The organism is Actinoplanes rectilineatus, assembly GCF_000962825.1.
GTDB classification, from domain to species: domain Bacteria; phylum Actinomycetota; class Actinomycetes; order Mycobacteriales; family Micromonosporaceae; genus Actinoplanes; species Actinoplanes rectilineatus.
Genome location: NZ_JZKF01000026.1, coordinates 103,301 through 120,140, shown reverse-complemented (window position 1 = coordinate 120,140; position 16,840 = coordinate 103,301). Strand labels below are relative to the sequence as shown.

19 protein-coding genes are annotated in these 16,840 nt (G+C 70.0%); 14 read left to right on the top strand and 5 right to left on the bottom strand.

Going from position 1 to position 16,840, the window contains the following annotated elements; genetic code table 11:
- Positions 1 to 397: 397 nt before the first annotated feature.
- Positions 398 to 955, bottom strand: a complete 558-nt coding sequence (locus tag WH85_RS21060) for a dihydrofolate reductase family protein (RefSeq protein ID WP_045743629.1) — start codon at positions 953 to 955, stop codon at positions 398 to 400.
- A 272-nt stretch (positions 956 to 1,227) separates the two neighbouring features.
- Here WH85_RS21060 and WH85_RS21055 point away from each other — a divergent pair, with 272 nt between their 5' ends.
- The 5 genes from WH85_RS21055 (at position 1,228) to WH85_RS21035 (ending at position 5,028) form a co-directional block, all read left to right on the top strand.
- Positions 1,228 to 2,052: a transporter substrate-binding domain-containing protein gene (locus WH85_RS21055; RefSeq protein ID WP_045743628.1), complete on the top strand. Its 825-nt coding sequence runs from the start codon at positions 1,228 to 1,230 to the stop codon at positions 2,050 to 2,052.
- 4 nt (positions 2,053 to 2,056) lie between these two features.
- Positions 2,057 to 2,851, top strand: a complete 795-nt coding sequence (locus WH85_RS21050) for an amino acid ABC transporter permease (RefSeq protein ID WP_045743627.1) — start codon at positions 2,057 to 2,059, stop codon at positions 2,849 to 2,851.
- A 5-nt stretch (positions 2,852 to 2,856) separates the two neighbouring features.
- On the top strand, positions 2,857 to 3,639 hold the full coding sequence (locus WH85_RS21045; protein WP_045743658.1) for an amino acid ABC transporter ATP-binding protein: 783 nt from the start codon (positions 2,857 to 2,859) through the stop codon (positions 3,637 to 3,639).
- A 53-nt stretch (positions 3,640 to 3,692) separates the two neighbouring features.
- Entirely contained in the window at positions 3,693 to 4,178 is a 486-nt protein-coding gene (locus tag WH85_RS21040) for a DUF6924 domain-containing protein (RefSeq protein WP_045743626.1), read from the top strand.
- A gap of 124 nt (positions 4,179 to 4,302) precedes the next feature.
- Positions 4,303 to 5,028, top strand: coding sequence for a sulfite exporter TauE/SafE family protein (locus tag WH85_RS21035; protein WP_045743625.1), 726 nt, complete (start codon positions 4,303 to 4,305; stop codon positions 5,026 to 5,028).
- A 12-nt stretch (positions 5,029 to 5,040) separates the two neighbouring features.
- Here WH85_RS21035 and WH85_RS21030 read toward each other — a convergent pair whose 3' ends face one another.
- Complete coding sequence (locus tag WH85_RS21030; RefSeq protein ID WP_045743624.1) at positions 5,041 to 6,297, bottom strand: toll/interleukin-1 receptor domain-containing protein; 1,257 nt, start codon at positions 6,295 to 6,297, stop codon at positions 5,041 to 5,043.
- A 203-nt stretch (positions 6,298 to 6,500) separates the two neighbouring features.
- On the opposite strand from WH85_RS21030, the gene WH85_RS21025 reads away from it, so the two are divergent.
- The 5 genes from WH85_RS21025 (at position 6,501) to WH85_RS21005 (ending at position 11,080) form a co-directional block, all read left to right on the top strand.
- Entirely contained in the window at positions 6,501 to 7,130 is a 630-nt protein-coding gene (locus WH85_RS21025) for a hypothetical protein (protein ID WP_045743623.1), read from the top strand.
- A 382-nt stretch (positions 7,131 to 7,512) separates the two neighbouring features.
- Positions 7,513 to 8,157 (top strand): ABC transporter permease, encoded by a 645-nt coding sequence (locus WH85_RS21020; protein ID WP_045743622.1) that lies wholly within the window; start codon positions 7,513 to 7,515, stop codon positions 8,155 to 8,157.
- Entirely contained in the window at positions 8,154 to 9,344 is a 1,191-nt protein-coding gene (locus WH85_RS21015) for an ABC transporter ATP-binding protein (protein ID WP_045743621.1), read from the top strand. Before WH85_RS21020 ends, WH85_RS21015 begins: the two co-directional genes overlap by 4 nt.
- Positions 9,344 to 10,132, top strand: a complete 789-nt coding sequence (locus WH85_RS21010; protein ID WP_045743620.1) for an ABC transporter permease — start codon at positions 9,344 to 9,346, stop codon at positions 10,130 to 10,132. The genes WH85_RS21015 and WH85_RS21010 overlap by 1 nt, the downstream gene beginning before the upstream one ends.
- Before the next feature lie 12 nt (positions 10,133 to 10,144).
- Entirely contained in the window at positions 10,145 to 11,080 is a 936-nt protein-coding gene (locus WH85_RS21005; RefSeq protein WP_045743619.1) for a glycine betaine ABC transporter substrate-binding protein, read from the top strand.
- A gap of 141 nt (positions 11,081 to 11,221) precedes the next feature.
- Here WH85_RS21005 and WH85_RS21000 read toward each other — a convergent pair whose 3' ends face one another.
- Positions 11,222 to 12,280 (bottom strand): hypothetical protein, encoded by a 1,059-nt coding sequence (locus WH85_RS21000; RefSeq protein WP_157411126.1) that lies wholly within the window; start codon positions 12,278 to 12,280, stop codon positions 11,222 to 11,224.
- A complete protein-coding gene (locus tag WH85_RS20995) occupies positions 12,163 to 13,095 on the bottom strand; it encodes a transporter substrate-binding domain-containing protein (RefSeq protein WP_157411125.1) in 933 nt (310 codons plus the stop codon). Before WH85_RS20995 ends, WH85_RS21000 begins: the two co-directional genes overlap by 118 nt.
- A gap of 131 nt (positions 13,096 to 13,226) precedes the next feature.
- On the opposite strand from WH85_RS20995, the gene WH85_RS20990 reads away from it, so the two are divergent.
- The 3 genes from WH85_RS20990 to rraA are packed head-to-tail and all read left to right on the top strand — an operon-like array spanning position 13,227 to position 15,035.
- A complete protein-coding gene (locus WH85_RS20990) occupies positions 13,227 to 14,108 on the top strand; it encodes a hypothetical protein (protein WP_052720588.1) in 882 nt (293 codons plus the stop codon).
- A 31-nt stretch (positions 14,109 to 14,139) separates the two neighbouring features.
- Entirely contained in the window at positions 14,140 to 14,535 is a 396-nt protein-coding gene (locus WH85_RS20985) for a hypothetical protein (protein WP_045743617.1), read from the top strand.
- Positions 14,536 to 14,570: 35 nt separating this feature from the next.
- Positions 14,571 to 15,035, top strand: a complete 465-nt coding sequence (gene rraA, locus WH85_RS20980) for a ribonuclease E activity regulator RraA (protein ID WP_045743616.1) — start codon at positions 14,571 to 14,573, stop codon at positions 15,033 to 15,035.
- A gap of 200 nt (positions 15,036 to 15,235) precedes the next feature.
- Here rraA and WH85_RS20975 read toward each other — a convergent pair whose 3' ends face one another.
- Positions 15,236 to 15,631 carry a MerR family transcriptional regulator gene (locus WH85_RS20975; protein WP_045743615.1) on the bottom strand — a complete coding sequence of 132 codons (396 nt, stop codon included), beginning with the start codon at positions 15,629 to 15,631 and terminating at the stop codon, positions 15,236 to 15,238.
- A gap of 60 nt (positions 15,632 to 15,691) precedes the next feature.
- Here WH85_RS20975 and WH85_RS20970 point away from each other — a divergent pair, with 60 nt between their 5' ends.
- Positions 15,692 to 16,822, top strand: a complete 1,131-nt coding sequence (locus tag WH85_RS20970; protein ID WP_045743614.1) for an oxidoreductase — start codon at positions 15,692 to 15,694, stop codon at positions 16,820 to 16,822.
- Positions 16,823 to 16,840: the final 18 nt, after the last annotated feature.

Here is a 16,840-nt window from a genome sequence, read left to right as displayed (position 1 = left end):
CGGGCGTCCAGCGCGCCCGTATTCACCACACCCACAACAGCGTGGTGATTTCGGGCGTCCAGCGCGCCCGTATTCACCACACCCACAACAGCGTGGTGAATTGGGGCGTCCAGCGCGCCCGAAGTCACCACGCGGATGGGCTTCGCACCCTGACCACGAAACGTGTCTAGGCTGGAAACTCGTGGTAGCCATTCGCCGAAACCGTTCGGTCGGGGAACGGTCCTGATGTCCCGGTCGAACGAGGCCGGTCTCGACGATGTGCCGCAGGCCGTCGATCGGTTTTCGGGTCGGCGTACGAAAGGAAGGTCATGATGTCATGGTTTCGTGGGGTTGGTCCGGTCGGCAACTCGCCTCCTTCCGGCCGGTGAGCTGGTCCTTTGCGGCCTTGCTCAGGTAATCAGCGCGCGCGGCGGTAGTGCATGGCGACCGCGCCGTTGCTGAGTGGCCGGGCGGCGATCAGCTCGAGCCGGCGGGTGCTGGGCAGGCCGCCCTGGTACAGCTTCGGGCCGTGGCCGGTGATCATCGGGTGGACGAGCAGCTGGTACTCGTCGATCAGGTCGAGACGGTCGAGCTCCGTCGCCAGTGTGCCGCTGCCGAGCAGGACCCCGGCCGGGGTGGCGTCCTTGAGCTTCTGCACGGCCTCGCGCAGGTCGCCGGTGACGTGGTGGCTGTTGGTCCACGGGAAGTCGGTGCGGGTCGACGACACCACGTACTTCGGTTTCGCCTCCAGGGCGACCGCCCACTCGCGGATGGCCGGCGGCGCGTCCACGTCGCCGCGGGCGACGGCCGGCCAGTAGCCTTCCATCATCTCGTAGGTGATCCGGCCCCACAGCATCGCGCCGCCCTCGTGCAGGAGCCGGGTGAAGTGGGCGTGCGTCTCGTCGTCGGCGATGCCCTCCTGGTGGTCGACGCAACCGTCCAGGGTGACGTTGAGGCTGAAGGTGAGGACTCCCATGGCCGCCGACTTTAACGGCCGCCCCGGCGGCGACCTTGTCGATCGGGGAGATCCGCCGCGCCGTGTCGGCGTAGAAGGTGCTCTTCGGAGCGCCCTCGCCGGACGGGCAGGAGCCGCCCGTGAGTCCCCGGCCGCCGGTCAGCCCGGGTGTGCCGGCTGGTCGGCCGAGGCCGCCCGGGGGCGTTCCGGCCATGGCGGGATCAGCACGTCGACAGCCGTGGATTAGCCTGTGATAACCCACTGCGGGTGTGGGTTATCACAGGGAGTGACATATGAACATGCGGGGCATTCATAGAGCGGCCGGACTGGCAGCCGCCACGATTCTGGCGGTCAGCGGCGTGGCGGGCTGCGCCAAGGAGGACACCAGCGTCACCACCGACACCGGGGTGAAGCTGATCAAGGCGGGGGCGCTGACCACGTGCACCCACCTGCCGTACGCGCCGTTCCAGTCCAAGGACACCAGCGGCAAGGTCGTCGGCTTCGACGTGGCGCTGATCGACCTGGTCGCCACCAGGCTCAGCGTCACCCAGGAGATCGTCGACACGCCGTTCGAGGGCATCAAGTCGGGTTCCGACCTCAACGCGGGCAAGTGTGACGTGGCCGCGGCCGGCATGACCATCACCGACGAGCGCAAGAAGGTGCTCGACTTCGCCGACCCGTACTTCGACGCCACCCAGGCGCTCGCGGTCGTACCCGGCAAGGAGGTCAAGACCCTCGAGGAGCTCGCCGGCAAGCGGGTCGGCACGCAGGGCGGCACCACCGGCGAGGACTACGTCAAGGGCCAGGTCGCGGAGAAGAAGCTCGACATCACCGTCGTCTCCTACAAGGACCTCGCCGCGTTGCAGCAGGCGCTGACCACCAACCAGGTCGACGCCGCCGTCAACGACCTGCCGGTCTGGAACGAGTACATCAAGGCCAACCCCGGCAAGGTCGCCGTCGCCACCGGCTTCGACACCGGTGAGCAGTACGGTTTCGCCGTCAAGAAGGGCAACACCGAGCTGCTGAAGGCGATCAACGAGGCGCTCACCGCGGCCCGTTCCGACGGCACGTACGACAAGATCTACGCGGAATGGATCGGCGAGAAGCCGGCCAGCTGATCCTATGAAGCTGAGTCCCCGACGCCGGCGGCGCATCGCGCGCGTCGCCGGTTATGTCGTCTTCGGGCTGGCGATCCTGGCCGTGGTGGGTGCCGCGGACTGGGCCCGCCTGTCCGAGGCGTTCTTCCGGCGTGACGTCGCCACCGGGATGTTCCCCGAGGCGATCACGATCGCCCTGCGCAACACGATCCTCTACACCCTGATGGCGTTCGTGTTCGGTCTGACGCTCGGGCTGGTGCTCGCGCTGATGCGGCTGTCGTCGGTCCTGCCGTACCGGTGGTTCGCCACGGCGTACATCGAACTGTTCCGTGGGCTGCCGGCGCTGCTGGTGCTGTTCATGGTCGGGTACGGCGTGCCGCTGGCGTTCCCGGACCGGGAGATCCCCGGCGGCGTCTACGGTTCGGTGACGGTCGGTCTGGGTCTGACCGCTGCGGCGTACATGGCGGAGACGATCCGGGCCGGCATCCAGGCGGTCCCGAAGGGGCAGCTGGAGGCGGCCCGGACGCTGGGCATGTCGCACACCCGGGCGATGATCTCGATCGTGCTGCCGCAGGCGTTCCGGATCGTCATCCCGCCGCTCACCAACGAGATCATCCTGCTGACCAAGGACACCTCCCTGGTGTACGTCCTCGGCGTCACGTCGACGACGATCGAACTGACGAAGTTCGCCGGGGACACGCTGAACACGCTGGTCAACCCGACGCCTCTGGTCGTGGCGGGCCTGCTCTACCTGGTGATCACGCTGCCGTTGTCGCAGCTGGTCCGCGGGCTGGAACGCCGGGCCGGAAGGGAGAGGTGAGCACGATGTCCACCATCGAGATCAGTGACCTGCACAAGTCCTTCGGCAGCCTGGAGGTGCTGCGCGGCATCGACCTGACGGTCGAGCCGGGCGAGGTCGTGTGCGTCATCGGCCCGTCCGGTTCCGGCAAGTCCACGCTGCTGCGCTGCGTGAACCTGCTGGAGGAGCCGACGTCCGGTTCGATCCGGGTGGCCGGCGTCGAGGTGACCGACCCGGACTGCGACATCGACGAGGTCCGGCGCGGCATCGGCATGGTGTTCCAGCAGTTCAACCTGTTCGGTCACCTGACCGTGCGGGAGAACGTGACGATCGCCCAGCGCCGTGTCCTGAAACGCGGCAAGGCCGAGGCGGACCGGATCGCGGCGGCGAACCTGGGCCGGGTCGGCCTGAGCGAGAAGGCGAAGGCGTACCCGGCACAGCTCTCCGGCGGCCAGCAGCAGCGTGTCGCCATCGCCCGTGCCCTGGCGATGGATCCGCAGCTGATGCTCTTCGACGAGCCGACCAGTGCCCTCGATCCGGAGCTGGTGGGTGAGGTGCTGGCGGTCATGCGGGGCCTGGCCGCCGAGGGCATGACGATGCTGGTGGTCACGCACGAGATGGCGTTCGCCCGCGAGGTCGCCTCCCGGGTGGTCTTCATGGACGGCGGCGTGATCGTCGAACAGGGCCCGCCCGCCGAGGTGTTCGGCAACCCGCGCGAGGACCGGACCCGCGAGTTCCTGCACCGGGTCCTGGAGCCGGCCAGCGTCAGCGAGACCGAGATCATCAAGATCAAGGGCGAGACCCTCTGAGGGGTACGCCCCGGCGGACCACCCGTCCGCCGGGGCGGCCTATCCTCGTCGCTGTGACGGAACTGAACCTGCCTGACGTGGACTCGCCCCTGCTGGTCCGCACCAATTTCGCGTACCCCGAGGAATGGGCCGCTCTCGTGAAGGCGGCCGCCGCGCCGAGTGCCAGGGACGGGTTCACCGCCTCCTTCGAGGTCGTCGACGACCCGGCCTACGACGGCGTGACCCCGGCCCGGCTGCTCACGCTGGTCCCCGCCGATCCGAAGCAGTCGTTCGTGCTCGTCGCGGACGAGTTGGCGCTGGCCCACCCGGAGTTCCCGATCCTCGTCGTCAACCTCGACGACGACGAGGACGACGACGACGACGAGGACGAGGACGGCGACGACGAGGAGCAGGGCCCCGGCTCGCGTTACGGCACCACGTTCCGTGTCGTCGCCGCCGAGCTGTGGTCGGTGGAGAACAACCTGTCGCTCGCGAACATGGACTGGGACGACTTCGCCGACAACGTCGAGGGCGACGGCATCTTCCGCGGTTTCGCCTGACCGTGCCGGCCGGGGCGTGGTCTACTGCCGGTCATGAAGCGGCGGTGGCCCCTGAGCCCCGGCTTGGCCGTTTTCGTCGTCGTGGTGAGCGGTGCGGCCTGGTGGTGGCGGGGTCGGACGTCCGATGCTGACCGTCCTTCTGCTGGTGCTGCTTGCGGTCGTGGCCGGGGTGCTCAGTGGCGTGGTCGGGACCGGGGCCTCGCTGGTGCTGCTGCCGGCGCTGCTCTGGGCGTACGGGCCGCGCGTAGCCGTGCCGGTCATGGCGATCGCCGCGGTGCTGGGGAACCTCGGGCGGGTCGTCGCCTGGTGGCGGGTGATCGCGTGGCGGCCCACCGTCGCGTACGCCGCAGGGGGTGTCCCGGCCGCGGTCCTCGGCGCGCGGGTGCTGTTGACGATTCCGCAGGCGGTGGCGGACGGGGTGATCGCCGCGTTCTTCCTGGCGATGATCGTCGCGCGGCGGACCGGGGTGGCCGCGCGGTGGCGGTTCCGCGTCCGGCACATGATCGTGGCCGGGGCGGTCGTCGGGTTCCTCACCGGCATGCTGTTCTCGACCGGGCCGCTGAGTGTTCCGGTGTTCACCGGTTACGGGCTCGGCGGTGGCGCCTTCCTGGGCAGTGAGGCCGCCGCGTCGCTGCTGATCTACGCCGGGAAACTCGCCACCTTCGGTGCGGCCGGGGCGCTTCCCGCCGTGGTGGTCGTGCGGGGTCTGCTGGTCGGCGGCGCGCTCCTGGCCGGTTCGGTGATCGCGCGGCGCGTCGTCGAACGGATCGGCGTCCGCACCCACGCGACGCTGATCGACATCGTGCTCGCCGTCGGCGCGGCCACCCTGATCGTGGCCATGGTGAGGTGACCACGCCACCGGTCAGAGGACGGGGAAGACGGCCTCGAAGAAGACGGCCAGGGCGCCCAGCCCGGCGACCACCGCCAGCACCGGCCGCCGCCACGTCGCCCGCCGCGCGGTCAGGCCGGTGATGCCGAAGACCAGGGCCATCACCCACACCGGGGTGAGCATGACCAGCCCGCTCTCGCTGATCTCGTCGAACGCCACCGAGTAGATGATCGCCGGGAACAGCACCCCGAACGCCAGCGATGCCAGGTAGGCGCCGCCGCGTTCCTTGCGGGTGCGGGCCACCGCGTTCTGCTCGGCCGCCGCCACGTACTCCTGGTGCAGCTCGGTCAGGGCGGGATGGCGGCCGTTCGCCACCAGCACCGCCGACCGGGCCCGGTTCAGGTCGGCGCCGCCGAGCAGCGATCCCGGGTCGCGCCCGTTCGCGTCCCATTCGCGGGCCCGCACGTACAGCCAGGTGTGCAGTTGCACCCAGGAGAAGTCCAGGTCGATCGCCTCGACGATGTCGTCGACGGCGGTGTCCAGCGGTTCGCCGGCCCGGCACGTCACCCAGTGCAGGCGTCCCAGGTGTTCGGGCACGCCGGCGCCGTCGACGTCGCGGACCAGCACCGGGATGATCCGCTTGCCGGCGGCGACCGCGTGGGCGAGTTCCTCCCGGCAGGTCCGCGAGTCCAGCGAGTCGGGGCTGACCACGAACAGCACCGCGTCCGCGCGTTCGATCGCCCGGACGATCTCCTGCATCCAGTCGGCGGTCGGTGCGATGCCGGTCCAGTCGACCCACATCTCGCGGCCCCGTGCCACCAGGGCGTCGTGCAGCGGCCGCACGGTTGCCGCGTCTTTTCTGGAGTACGAGAGGAAGACCGTCGACGGCCCCGCGGCGGCAGCGGTGGTCACCGGTGGCGGCCCGGTCACCACGTCGCGGTAGAGCGAGTCCCGCCGGTGGCGCAGCACCGGCCGTGCCCCGAGGACGGCCAGCAGTGCCGTGACGAGCGCGATCACCGTGGTGGCGATCGTCCCCTCACGGACGTCGCTGTCGAAGCGCGCGGCGGACTCCCGCCGCTGCCGTGCCTCGTCGAGCAGCTGCGCAGCGGCCTCGGTCTGCCCGCGGGCCACCAGGTCCTCGGCCTGCGAGGTCAGCAGGGTCACCGCGTCGTCGTGCCAGTTGCGCAGGCTCATCGCGCGGGCGGTCGTCACCGTGCCGCGCAGGGTGACCGTCAGTCCGAACAGGGCGAGGAGCAGCAGGACGACTCCGGCCATCACGCTTCGGCGCACGCCCGGCACGGTACGCCGCCGCAGCCCATGATCGATGCCCCGTTGTCGGGGTTCCGGCGAAGAGGCACCGAAAGAGACCACCGCAGGCGCGCCGGACGGGTCACCCCAAGTGATGCTTTCCGTGATGTCATCGCGCCTCTGCGTAGGGGAGGCGCCCGGATCGCCCTATCTTTCCGAGGAGAGATCCACTCGAGGGGGAGACCGTGCGCTCTGTCGTCCACGCCTGCATCGCGGCCGTGCTGCTCGTCGTCCACCCCGCACCGGCCGTTGCCGAACCTCCGGCCGACCTGACCGGGAAGCTGCTCGTGGCGAAGGACCTGCCGCCCCGATACACCTCGTCGTGGCCCGACCCGTACACCGATCTGCTCGGGGAACTGCTGAAACGCGGCGACCTGTGCCGCCTCCCGGTCGACACCCGGCCCGCGCACGCGGTGAAGGCCGTCTTCGTCACCCGGGACCGGCAGGCCCTCGAGGTGGAGACCCTGACCGAGGTGCTCTCCGCCCCCGGCGCGTCCGCGGCCCGCCGGTCCGCGGCCACTCTCGCCGCCTTGCCCGACCGCTGCCCACGGGTCGAGACGCCCCGCTACACGATCAAGTTCACGCCGGCCGCCCTCCCGTCGCTGGGTGACGCCACCGGCGCGGTCGGCATCGAGATCGCCGTCAAGGCGGTCAGTGACCCGAACGCCTACGTGGACGCCCTGTTCGCCGAGGCCGGGGTGGTGGCGTCCGGCCGCGTCGCGGTGGCCGTGGTCCTGACCGGTTACTACCGCACCCACGAGCTCACCCTGGCCGAGGCCGCCGGTGCTGCCGTCCGCAAGCTCGCTCCGATGTGAGGACGGGCACTGCCTCGTGGCGGTGTGATCGTGACGAATATGGATGGTGGGCCACTCCCGGGAGTGGCCCACCATCCATATTCGTCACGAAAAGGTAACGGCCGATCCGGCGCGGCGGGTGGCGGCGTCGGACCATAAATGCATCGTTATCTCTTCGCAACTCGAGGAAAGCAACCTCGCACATTTATTGTTGCGACTATCACGTTGCGCCGTAAAAAGTCATGGAACTGTCATGTCAGGCCTCTGGACATTGCTCTACGGTTGTTCGAGTTGAATGATCAACTTGTACTGCACGGCTGTTCCACACTCCTTGGACGTGCTGGATCGCCTGCGTGCCGCCCTGATGGCGCGCATTTAATTGTCCCCGGCCCGAAGAAAGCCTATGGATTTCTACGAATATCTCGTCGATAACGCGGAGTTCCTATTCAGTGATGCCGTCGACCATGTCGTCGTCGTCGCCCTCTCGATTGGTATCGCCCTCGTCCTGGGCTGCGCCCTCGGCGTCCTCGCGCACCGCTCGGCGCGGCTGCGCCCGGTGATCCTCGCCGTGTCGTCCACGCTGCTGACGATCCCGTCGCTCGCACTGTTCGCGATCTTCATCCCGTTGCTGGGGCTCGGCACACCGCCGGCCGTGACGGCACTCGTTCTCTATGCTCTGCTGCCCATCGTCCGTAACACCGTCGTCGGCCTCGGTTCGGTCGACCAGTTCGTGCTGCGGGCGGCGCGTGGCATGGGCATGGGCTCGTGGCGTCGCTTCACCAGCATCGAGCTGCCGCTGGCCTGGCCGGTCGTGCTCACCGGCGTCCGGGTCTCCACCCAGGTCGTGGTGGGTATCGCGGCGATCGCCGCCCTGGTCAACGGGCCCGGGCTGGGCAACGAGATCTTCCGTGGGCTGCGTTCGCTGGGCAGCCCGTTCGCGCTGAACTTCGTGCTCGGCGGCACGCTCGCCATCGTCGTGGTGGCGCTGCTGTTCGACGCCGTCTTCGTCCTGCTCCGCCGTCTCACCACCGCCAGGGGGATCCGATGACCGTCACCGACAAGATCGCCCCCAAGGAAGAGCCGATGATCCGGCTCGAGGAGCTGACCAAGAAGTACCGCGGTCAGCAGCTCCCGGCCGTGGACCGGGTCACCATGGACATGCCGCGCGGCGAGATCGTCGTGCTGGTCGGCCCGTCCGGTTGCGGCAAGACCACCACGATGGAGCTGATCAACCGGCTGATCGAGCCGAGCTCCGGGCGCATCCACCTGGACGGCGAGGACGTCACCACCGCCGACCCGGACACGCTGCGCCGCCGGATCGGGTACGTGATCCAGCAGATCGGCCTGTTCCCGCACCACACCGTCGCCGAGAACATCGGCACCGTGCCCAGGCTGCTCGGCTGGAACAAGACGAAGATCGACGGCCGGGTGGACGAGCTGCTCGACCTGGTCGGCCTGGAGCCGGGCGTGTTCCGCAAGCGGTACCCGAAGGAGCTGTCCGGTGGCCAGCGCCAGCGCATCGGCGTGGCCCGGGCCCTGGCCGCCGACCCGCCGGTGATGCTGATGGACGAGCCGTTCGGCGCGATCGACCCGATCACCCGGGACCGGCTGCAGAACGAGTTCCTGCGCCTGCAGCAGACCGTCAGGAAGACCATCGTCTTCGTCACACACGACATCGACGAGGCGATCAAGCTGGGCGACCGGATCGCCATCCTGGGGGAGCGGTCCCGGATCGCGCAGTACGACACCCCGGCGAACATCCTCAGCAACCCGGCCAGCACGTACGTCGAGGACTTCATCGGCGCCGGCGCGTCGCTGAAGCGGCTCAACCTCAGCCTGGTCGGCGACGTCGCGCTGGACACCGGCGCGGTGACCGCGCGGATCGACGGCACGGCCGCCGAGGCGCGCGACCGGCTGGCGAAGTCGGAACGGTCGGCGCTGCTGCTGCTCGACGGTCAGGGGCGCCCGCAGCGGTGGGTGGACGCCGCCGACCTGGAACGGGCCGACGGCGACCTGCACCGGGCCGGTCAGCCGGTGAGCGCCCTGGTGGAGAGCGCCGCGACACTGTCGTACGCGCTCAACGAGATGCTCACCTCGAACGCGGGCGTCGCGCTCGTGGTCGACGGCGACGGCGGTTTCCAGGGCCTTCTCGACTTCGAGACGGTCATGGTGGCGACCCGGTCGGTCCAGCGCGACAGCAGCGAGTTCTACCGGGCGGCGAAGGTGGCCGGCTGATGGTGACGACCGCTTCACGCGTACCCCATGAGCTTGAATTCGAGGCGAAGCGTGCCCCGCGGGGGAGATGGACCCTGCGGCAGTGGCTGGGGATGCCGCTCTTCCTGGCCGTGGTGGGCACGGCGCTCTACGCCTGGGTCTCCGCGCAGGAGCTGGACAGCATCGAGCAGCGCACCCTGAACGCCGGTGAACTGACCAAACGGGTGATCGAACACCTGCAGCTCGCCGCGGTGTCCACGGTCATCGTGATCGCGGTGGCCGTCCCGCTCGGCATCCTGGCCACCCGGCGATCCGCGCGGTTCGTCGCGCCGGTCGTGCTGGTGCTGGGCAACCTCGGACAGGCGATCCCGTCACTCGGCCTGATCACCCTGGTCGTGCTGCTGGCCGGCGTGGGCTTCGAGTCGGTCGTCTTCGGCCTGGTCGCGTACTCCGCGCTGCCGATCCTGCGCAACACCATGGTGGGCCTGCAGCAGGTCGACCAGACCCTGGTCAAATCGGCCCGCGGGATGGGCATGTCGCCGATGCAGACCCTGCTGCGCATCGAGCTCCCGCTCGCGGTCCCGGTCGTGCTGGCCGGCATCCGCACCGCCCTGATCCTCAACATCGGCACCGCCACCCTGGCGACCTTCTTCGGCGTCCAGGCCCTGGGCTACGTCATCTTCCAGGGAATCCAGCTGGACCGCACCCCGGTCCTGATCGTCGGCGCGGTCCTGGCCTCCGGCCTCGCGCTGCTCGTGGACTGGCTCGCCGCCGCCGTCGAAGAACTGCTCACCCCTCGTGGGCTCTAGAAAGGTTTTCTCGTGAACATCTTCCGCAAGACCACTGTGCTCGCCGCCGGCCTCGGCCTCGTGTTCTCGAGCGCCGCATGCGGATCGGACGAGAGCTCCGGCGGTGACGGCCCGCTGGCCGGCACCTCGGTCACCGTCGGCTCCAAGGACTTCGACGAGCAGCTCGTCCTCGGCCAGATCACCAAGCTCGCCCTGGAGAACGCCGGGGCCAAGGTCAAGGACGAGACCAATCTCGGGGGTACGAACGCAGCACGGGCGGCGTTGACCGCGGGCCAGGTCGACGTCTACTGGGAGTACACCGGCACCGCCTGGATCAGCTTCTTCCAGAACACCGAGCCGATCGCGGACTCCGCCGAACAGTGGCAGAAGGTGTCCGAGAAGGACCTGGCCGACAACAAGCTGGTCTGGATGACCCCGGCCACCTTCAACAACACGTACGGTCTGGCGTACAGCCGCAAGGCCGCGGAGAAGCTGGGCAGCCCCACCACGATCTCCGACCTGGCAGCGAACCCGGCCGCCGCGACGATGTGCGTGGAGAGCGAGTTCTCCACCCGTGACGACGGTCTGCCCGGCCTGCAGAAGAAGTACGGCTTCGAGGTCCCGGCGGCCAACGTGACCGTCCTGGACACCGGCATCGTCTACACCTCGACCGACAAACAGGACCCCTGCAACTTCGGCGAGGTGTTCACCACCGACGGCCGGATCAAGGCCCTCGACCTGGTGGTCCTCCAGGACGACAAGAACTTCTTCCCGCTCTACAACGCGGCGCCGGTGTTCCGCTCGGAGTACTACGACGCCAACGCCGCGGCCCTGAAGACGATCTTCGACCCGATCGCGGCGGCCCTCACCCAGGACGTGATGACCGAGCTGAACAAGCAGGTCTCGGTGGACGGCGCGCGCCCCGAGCAGGTCGCCAAGCAGTGGCTGAAGGACCAGAGCCTCCTCTGATCCGCCAGGTGGTACATGTTGGCCCCCGCCGTTCGGCGGGGGCCACTCTTGACACGTTCCGCGGTCAGAGCGCGAAGCCTGTCCGCGTGGTGATTTCAGGCGCGCTGGACGCCCGAAATCACCACGCGGGGCCCGATGGCGCTAGCAGGGGTCTGAGGTCAGTGCGCGGGGGAGCAGCTGTTCGAGGGCGGTGTACTCGACCGGCCAGACGTCGAGCGCGAGGTTCGTGGTGACGACGTGCGAGGAGTCCGGGCACAGCGTCCGCGCGCCCACCTCGTCGTTGCTGATGAACCGCACCCGGCCCTGCACGTCCAGCAGGACCATGCCCTGCTCGTCGATGTCCAGGACCGAACCGTGCACCGTCGCCGGCTCCGGACCGAGGACCTGCACCGCGATGGTGGGCAGCACCGGCACCCGGATGAAGACCGCCGCGACGAACACCGGCAGCAGCACCATCAGGGTGGCGCTGAGGTAGCGCACCACCCGCCCGGCGAACGCGGCCGCGACCGGACCGGCCAGCACCGGCGTCACCAGCGGCGGGAGCAGCAGCAGGACCGCGGTGAGCCGGCACTCCAGCATCGGGTCGGTGTGCCAGGCCCGGACCGCGACCGGGCCGAACACGACGGTCAGTGCCGCCGCGCAGGCCAGCGGTAGGATCGTGGCCAGGACCGGCCGCCGGCCCCGCTCCTGGAGGGCGAACCCGAGCAGCGCCGTCATCGCCAGGATCGGCAGGAACCGCAACTGCCAGGTCAGCGCGGCCAGCAGCACGGCCGTCGCCACCAGCCACCCGGGTGCCCGGGTGGCCAGCCGCAGTGGCGCCGACATCCGCGGCGGCTCGCCGGGGCGGGCGCTCGCCAGCAGCAGCAGGCCCAGCAGCCGCCCGATCAGCAGGGTCGCCGGCAGCGCCCAGAACACCGCACCGAGCAACGACGTGAACAGGCCGAGCGGGCTGACGTACTGCAGCAGGAGCAGCATGGTCGGCCCGTCACGCTGGCTGAGGAACCACAGGCGCAACGCCAGCAGCAGGATCGGCAGCGCCGGCAGCGCGGCGAGCAGCCACTGCCGGTCGCCGGCCGGCCGGCTCAGCAGGTCCGGCGGTCCCAGGGGAGTCGCCGGACCCGGGGCGGCTCGAACACCTTCGGCTGGACCGGTTCGGCCACCTGCTGGCCGACCAGGGTCGTGGTCTTCTCGCCGAACCATCGCCGGAACACCTGCCTCCAGGCGCCGGAGGCCCGGGCCTGCTCCAGGGCGAGATCCACCAGCGTCCGCAGCGGATCGTTGCCGAGGACGTTGACGCCCCACCTCTCGTCGACGTCCGAGCTGATGTTGTGGATGGCCAGCCTGCCGCGGTGCTGCCGCAGGAAACCGGCCAGGATCGCGGTGTCGGTGCTGACCGCGTCGACGTCGCCGGCCAGCAGTTGCCGGACGCAGGCGACGGTGTCCTCGGTGGCCCGCACGTCGGCACCGGCCCGTTCCAGCAGGGACTGCGACGTGGCGGTGCCGGCCATGCAGACCGACTGGCCCTTGAGGTCCCGCAGGGTCTTGACCGTCGGATGCCCGCGGCGGGTGAGCACCGAGGACGTGGTCACCAGGTAGGGCCCGGCCAGCGCGTGGGCCTTCACCCGGTCCGGCGTCATGCTGTACGCGGCGACCACCATGTGCAGCGGATGTCCGCCGCAGTCCGGGTCGGCGGACGTGCCCCGGCCCCGGTCCTCGACCCGGATCCGGCAGAACTTCACGTCGTCGCGGGGGATCCGCAGCGCCCCGGCGATCATCAGCGCGATGTCGACGTCGAATCCGGACCAGCGGCTGGTCCTCGGGTTGCGGTCGCTGATGCCGGGCTGGGTGCCGGTGGCGCCGACGTACAGGGTGTCGCCCACGCCGGCCTGCCGGAGCAGCTCGTCCTCGGTCGGGGGTTGCCGCCGCAGGACGAGCACGGAAACCGCGGTGACCAGCACGGCCATGACGACGACCCACAGAATGGGGCGCAGCCAGGTTCGGACACCCACCCGCATGTCGGACACCTCCCGAAGTGGATCTCACTGTCACTCGGGAGCAGCCGGTCCGCAACGGACAATCTGTCCGCTTTTTTCCGCACTTATGGTGCCGTTAAGTTGAGTGATCATCTCCGGTTAGGCTCGTCGCTGTGACCAGCACCCCTGAGTTCGACCGCTTCGGACCCTGGATCGACGAGGTCCACGACGCCGGTGACCTGCCCCGCCTCTACCAGGGAGCGCTCGACCCGGCCGCCTACCGGCTCGTGCTCAAGGTGCCCCGCGACATCGAACGCCGCAACGCCCACCCCGGCATGCACCTGTACGACTACGTCCTCGCCGTGGACCCGGAACACCTGACCGTGCTGCGGCGGCGCGACGACGCGTACGACACGATCCGGGTGCCCCTCGACGGCATCGCGGCGATCGCGGACAGTGTGCGCCTGCTCAACGGCCGTCTGCTCGTCCACACCGTGGACGGGCAGACGGTGGCGGTGGCGTACAACGGCTCGGCCAACGCCCCGATCCGCGACCTCGTCCGGCTGCTGCGAAGCCACTATCTGCCCGCGGACGTCACCGGTTCGACCGGGGTGGAACAGCCGGCCGGCGAGGTCCGCCTGGGCCGGGAGGACACCGGACTGGTGACCGACTATCGCCGGCTGACCGCCGAGGAACCGGCGATGCGCCTGGTCAACGCCTCCCCGCGCCGCGTGGCCGTCCCGCTCGCGCCGCTCGAACGGCTCTACCGCCTCGTGTGGCCGACGACCCTGCACGCCTCGATCGTCGCCGCCGACGACCGGGAGATCCAGATCCTGCACCGCCGGGACTGGTTCACCGGCGGCGGCGACGACCTGTCGACGGCCCGCACCGTCCTGCCCCGGGCACGGATCACCGACATCCGGCTCGGCCCGCACCCCCGCTACCGCGACGTCCACCTGCTGATCGTCGACGCCGGAGCCACCCGGCTGGAGTTCCCCCTGGCGTCCGGCCCGCTCACCGAGGCGATCCGGTCCGGCGCCGCCGTCACGCTCTGACCTGTTTGCCGGGTTTCGCTACGGTGGCGGCGTGATCGAGCGTGGACTATGGCCGTACCTGATCGGAACCGGACTGATCGCCGCCGCAGCGACCGGCTACCTCATCACCGCGGCGACCACGGTGCAAGGATGGCTGGACGACGCCGGGACGCCGGACTGCCGCGATCCGAACGTGTGCTCGCCGGACGCCCTGGCCGCCCTCGTGCGACGCCGCCGGGACGACACTCCGGCCGAGCGGGTCACTGTGGTCGCCCCCATGCTGTTCGCGGCGGTCTGCCTGGTCGCGCTCGTCGCGGGCGGTGCCCCGGACGGCGGTTTCGCCGGTGACTACGCGCTCGGTGACGGCGTCGGCTGGGTGGTGGCCGCCGGCGTCATGATCGGTCTCACGGTCTCGGTCCGGCGAGGAGTCGCTGCGCGTACCGCATGATCGACGGTGGCCGTCTTGCGCAAGGAGAAGATCAGATGAAGAAGACCGCAGACCTCTATGACGAGTACGGGGACAAACTGGCGTCCTGCGACACCCAGCTGCGGCAGTTCGGTGGGGTGGCCCACTTCAGCGGTCCGGCCGTCACGGTGTCCTGCTTCCAGGACAACGCCCTGCTCAAGTCGGTGCTCGGCGAGCCCGGCGACGGGCGGGTGCTCGTGGTCGACGGCGGCGGGTCGGTGCACACCGCGCTGATGGGTGACATCATCGCCGGCCTGGCCGTCGACAACGGATGGTCCGGAGCGGTCATCAACGGCGCGGTCCGGGACGTGGCCGCGCTGCGCGAACTGCCGGTCGGCATCAAGGCGCTCGGCTCGAACCCGCGCAAGAGCGGCAAGACCGGCGCGGGGGAGCGGGACGTCATCCTGGAGTTCGGCAACTGCCGCTTCACCCCGGGCGCCGTGGTGGTCAGCGACGACGACGGCGTGGTCGTCCTGCCCTAGACACGTTTCGCCACCAGGGCCCGCGTGTTGACTTGTGGCGTCCAGCGCGCCCGTATTCACCACACCCCCGCGGGTGTGTTGATTTGGGGTGTCCAGCGCGCCCGTATTCAACACGCCCGTGGGGGTGTGGTGAGTTCGGGTGTTCGGCGCGCCCGAAGTCACCACGGGGGTGGGCTTTGCAGCCTGACCACGAAACGTGTCTAGTTCTGCTCTTTTTCGAAGCCGTCCGCGACCCGGCAGGAGCGGCCGCTGCGCAGGGTCGCGGACGCGCCGGCGATGATGACGTCGAGCCGGTCGCGGGCGGCGACGATCTCGGCGTAGCGCTGTTCGATGCGCTCGCGTTCGGCGGTGAGCAGGGCGATCACCTCGGGCGTCGCGGTGCCGGTCTCGGCGTCGGTCAGCATCGCCGCGATCGTCCGGCTGGGCACCCCGGCGGCGTAGAACTGCTGGATGATCCGGACGTGCCCGACGGCGCTCTCCGGGTAGTGCCGGTGGCCGCCGGAGCTTCGCTGCGGCACGAGCAGACCCTGCTCCTCGTAGTAGCGCAGCGCCCGTACGCTCACCCCGGTCTGGACGGCCAGGTCGCCGATGCGCATGGTGGTCTCCCTCACACGGACTTGAATCTCACGTGAACGTCAGGTTCTAGCGTACTCGGCATGAACGAACGCGCAGCTCAGACCCTGTCCCGGCCGATCACCGTCGGCGGGCTCACCCTCCCGAACCGGATCGTCATGCCGGCCATGGCCCGCGGCTTCGCGCCGGACGGGGTACCCGGCGAGGACATGGCCGCCTACTACGCCCGCCGCGCGGCCGGCGGCGCCGGGCTGATCATCACGGAGAGCACCTACATCGGGCACCCGTCCGCCGGGCAGCACCACCTGGTGCCCCGGATCTACGGCGACGCCCCGCAGGCCGGCTGGGCGCAGGTCACCGACGCCGTCCACCGGGCCGGCGGCCGGATCCTCGTGCAGCTGCAGCACATCGGCATGGCCCGCAACGCCGGAGACCAGCCGCATCCGGAAGCGCCGGCGATCGGGCCGTCCGGCGTGCCGCTGACCCGGGTCGGCGCGGCACTGTTCGGCACCGAGACTCCGGGCGAGACGATGACCCGCCAGGACATCGACGCGGTGGTGGCGGCGTTCGCGCAGGCGGCCGCGGACGCGGAACGCCTCGGTTTCGACGGGGTCGAACTGCACGGCGGGCACGGATACCTCATCGACCAGTTCCTGTGGCCGGTCACCAACCGGCGCACCGACGGCTACGGCGGGGACGCGCGGTCCCGGGCCCGGTTCGCAGCGGAGATCGTCGCGGCGATCCGGGAGCGGGTGGCGCCCGGCTTCCCGATCGTGGTGCGCCTGTCGCAGTGGAAGATGAACGACTACGACGCCCGGATCGCCGAGACACCCGAGGAGTTCGGGGACATCCTCGGCACGCTCGCCGACGCGGGGGCGGACGCCTTCCACGCGTCGACCCGCCGCTACTGGGAGCCGGCCTTCGCGGGCTCCGACCTGAACCTGGCGGGCTGGGCCAAGAAGATCACCGGCAAACCGGCGATCACCGTCGGATCGGTCGGCCTGGACGGCGAATTCATGACCAGCATGGCGGGCGGCACCGCCACGGCCACCGGCATCGACCGGCTGCTCGACCGGATGGAGGCCGACGAGTTCGACCTGGTCGCGGTGGGCCGGGCCCAGCTCGCCGACCCGCAGTGGGCCGCCAAGACCCTGTCCGGGCGGGCGGGCGACATCACCACGTTCACCCCGGCCGCACTGGGCACGCTCGACTGAGCTCTGTTCGTACGATGA

What these genes read in the sequence shown, in the direction of transcription:
- WH85_RS21020 (WP_045743622.1), top strand. Translation starts at nt 7,513, where the DNA reads ATGGATTTCTACGAATATCTCGTCGATAACGCGGAGTTCCTATTCAGT.
- WH85_RS20995 (WP_157411125.1), bottom strand. Translation starts at nt 13,095, where the DNA reads ATGCGGGTGGGTGTCCGAACCTGGCTGCGCCCCATTCTGTGGGTCGTC.
- WH85_RS21035 (WP_045743625.1), top strand. Translation starts at nt 4,303, where the DNA reads ATGCTGACCGTCCTTCTGCTGGTGCTGCTTGCGGTCGTGGCCGGGGTG.
- rraA (WP_045743616.1), top strand. Translation starts at nt 14,571, where the DNA reads ATGAAGAAGACCGCAGACCTCTATGACGAGTACGGGGACAAACTGGCG.
- WH85_RS20975 (WP_045743615.1), bottom strand. Translation starts at nt 15,631, where the DNA reads ATGCGCATCGGCGACCTGGCCGTCCAGACCGGGGTGAGCGTACGGGCG.
- WH85_RS21000 (WP_157411126.1), bottom strand. Translation starts at nt 12,280, where the DNA reads ATGGTTCGGCGAGAAGACCACGACCCTGGTCGGCCAGCAGGTGGCCGA.
- WH85_RS21010 (WP_045743620.1), top strand. Translation starts at nt 9,344, where the DNA reads ATGGTGACGACCGCTTCACGCGTACCCCATGAGCTTGAATTCGAGGCG.
- WH85_RS21060 (WP_045743629.1), bottom strand. Translation starts at nt 955, where the DNA reads ATGGGAGTCCTCACCTTCAGCCTCAACGTCACCCTGGACGGTTGCGTC.
- WH85_RS21055 (WP_045743628.1), top strand. Translation starts at nt 1,228, where the DNA reads ATGAACATGCGGGGCATTCATAGAGCGGCCGGACTGGCAGCCGCCACG.
- WH85_RS20970 (WP_045743614.1), top strand. Translation starts at nt 15,692, where the DNA reads ATGAACGAACGCGCAGCTCAGACCCTGTCCCGGCCGATCACCGTCGGC.
- WH85_RS21045 (WP_045743658.1), top strand. Translation starts at nt 2,857, where the DNA reads ATGTCCACCATCGAGATCAGTGACCTGCACAAGTCCTTCGGCAGCCTG.
- WH85_RS21050 (WP_045743627.1), top strand. Translation starts at nt 2,057, where the DNA reads ATGAAGCTGAGTCCCCGACGCCGGCGGCGCATCGCGCGCGTCGCCGGT.
- WH85_RS21015 (WP_045743621.1), top strand. Translation starts at nt 8,154, where the DNA reads ATGACCGTCACCGACAAGATCGCCCCCAAGGAAGAGCCGATGATCCGG.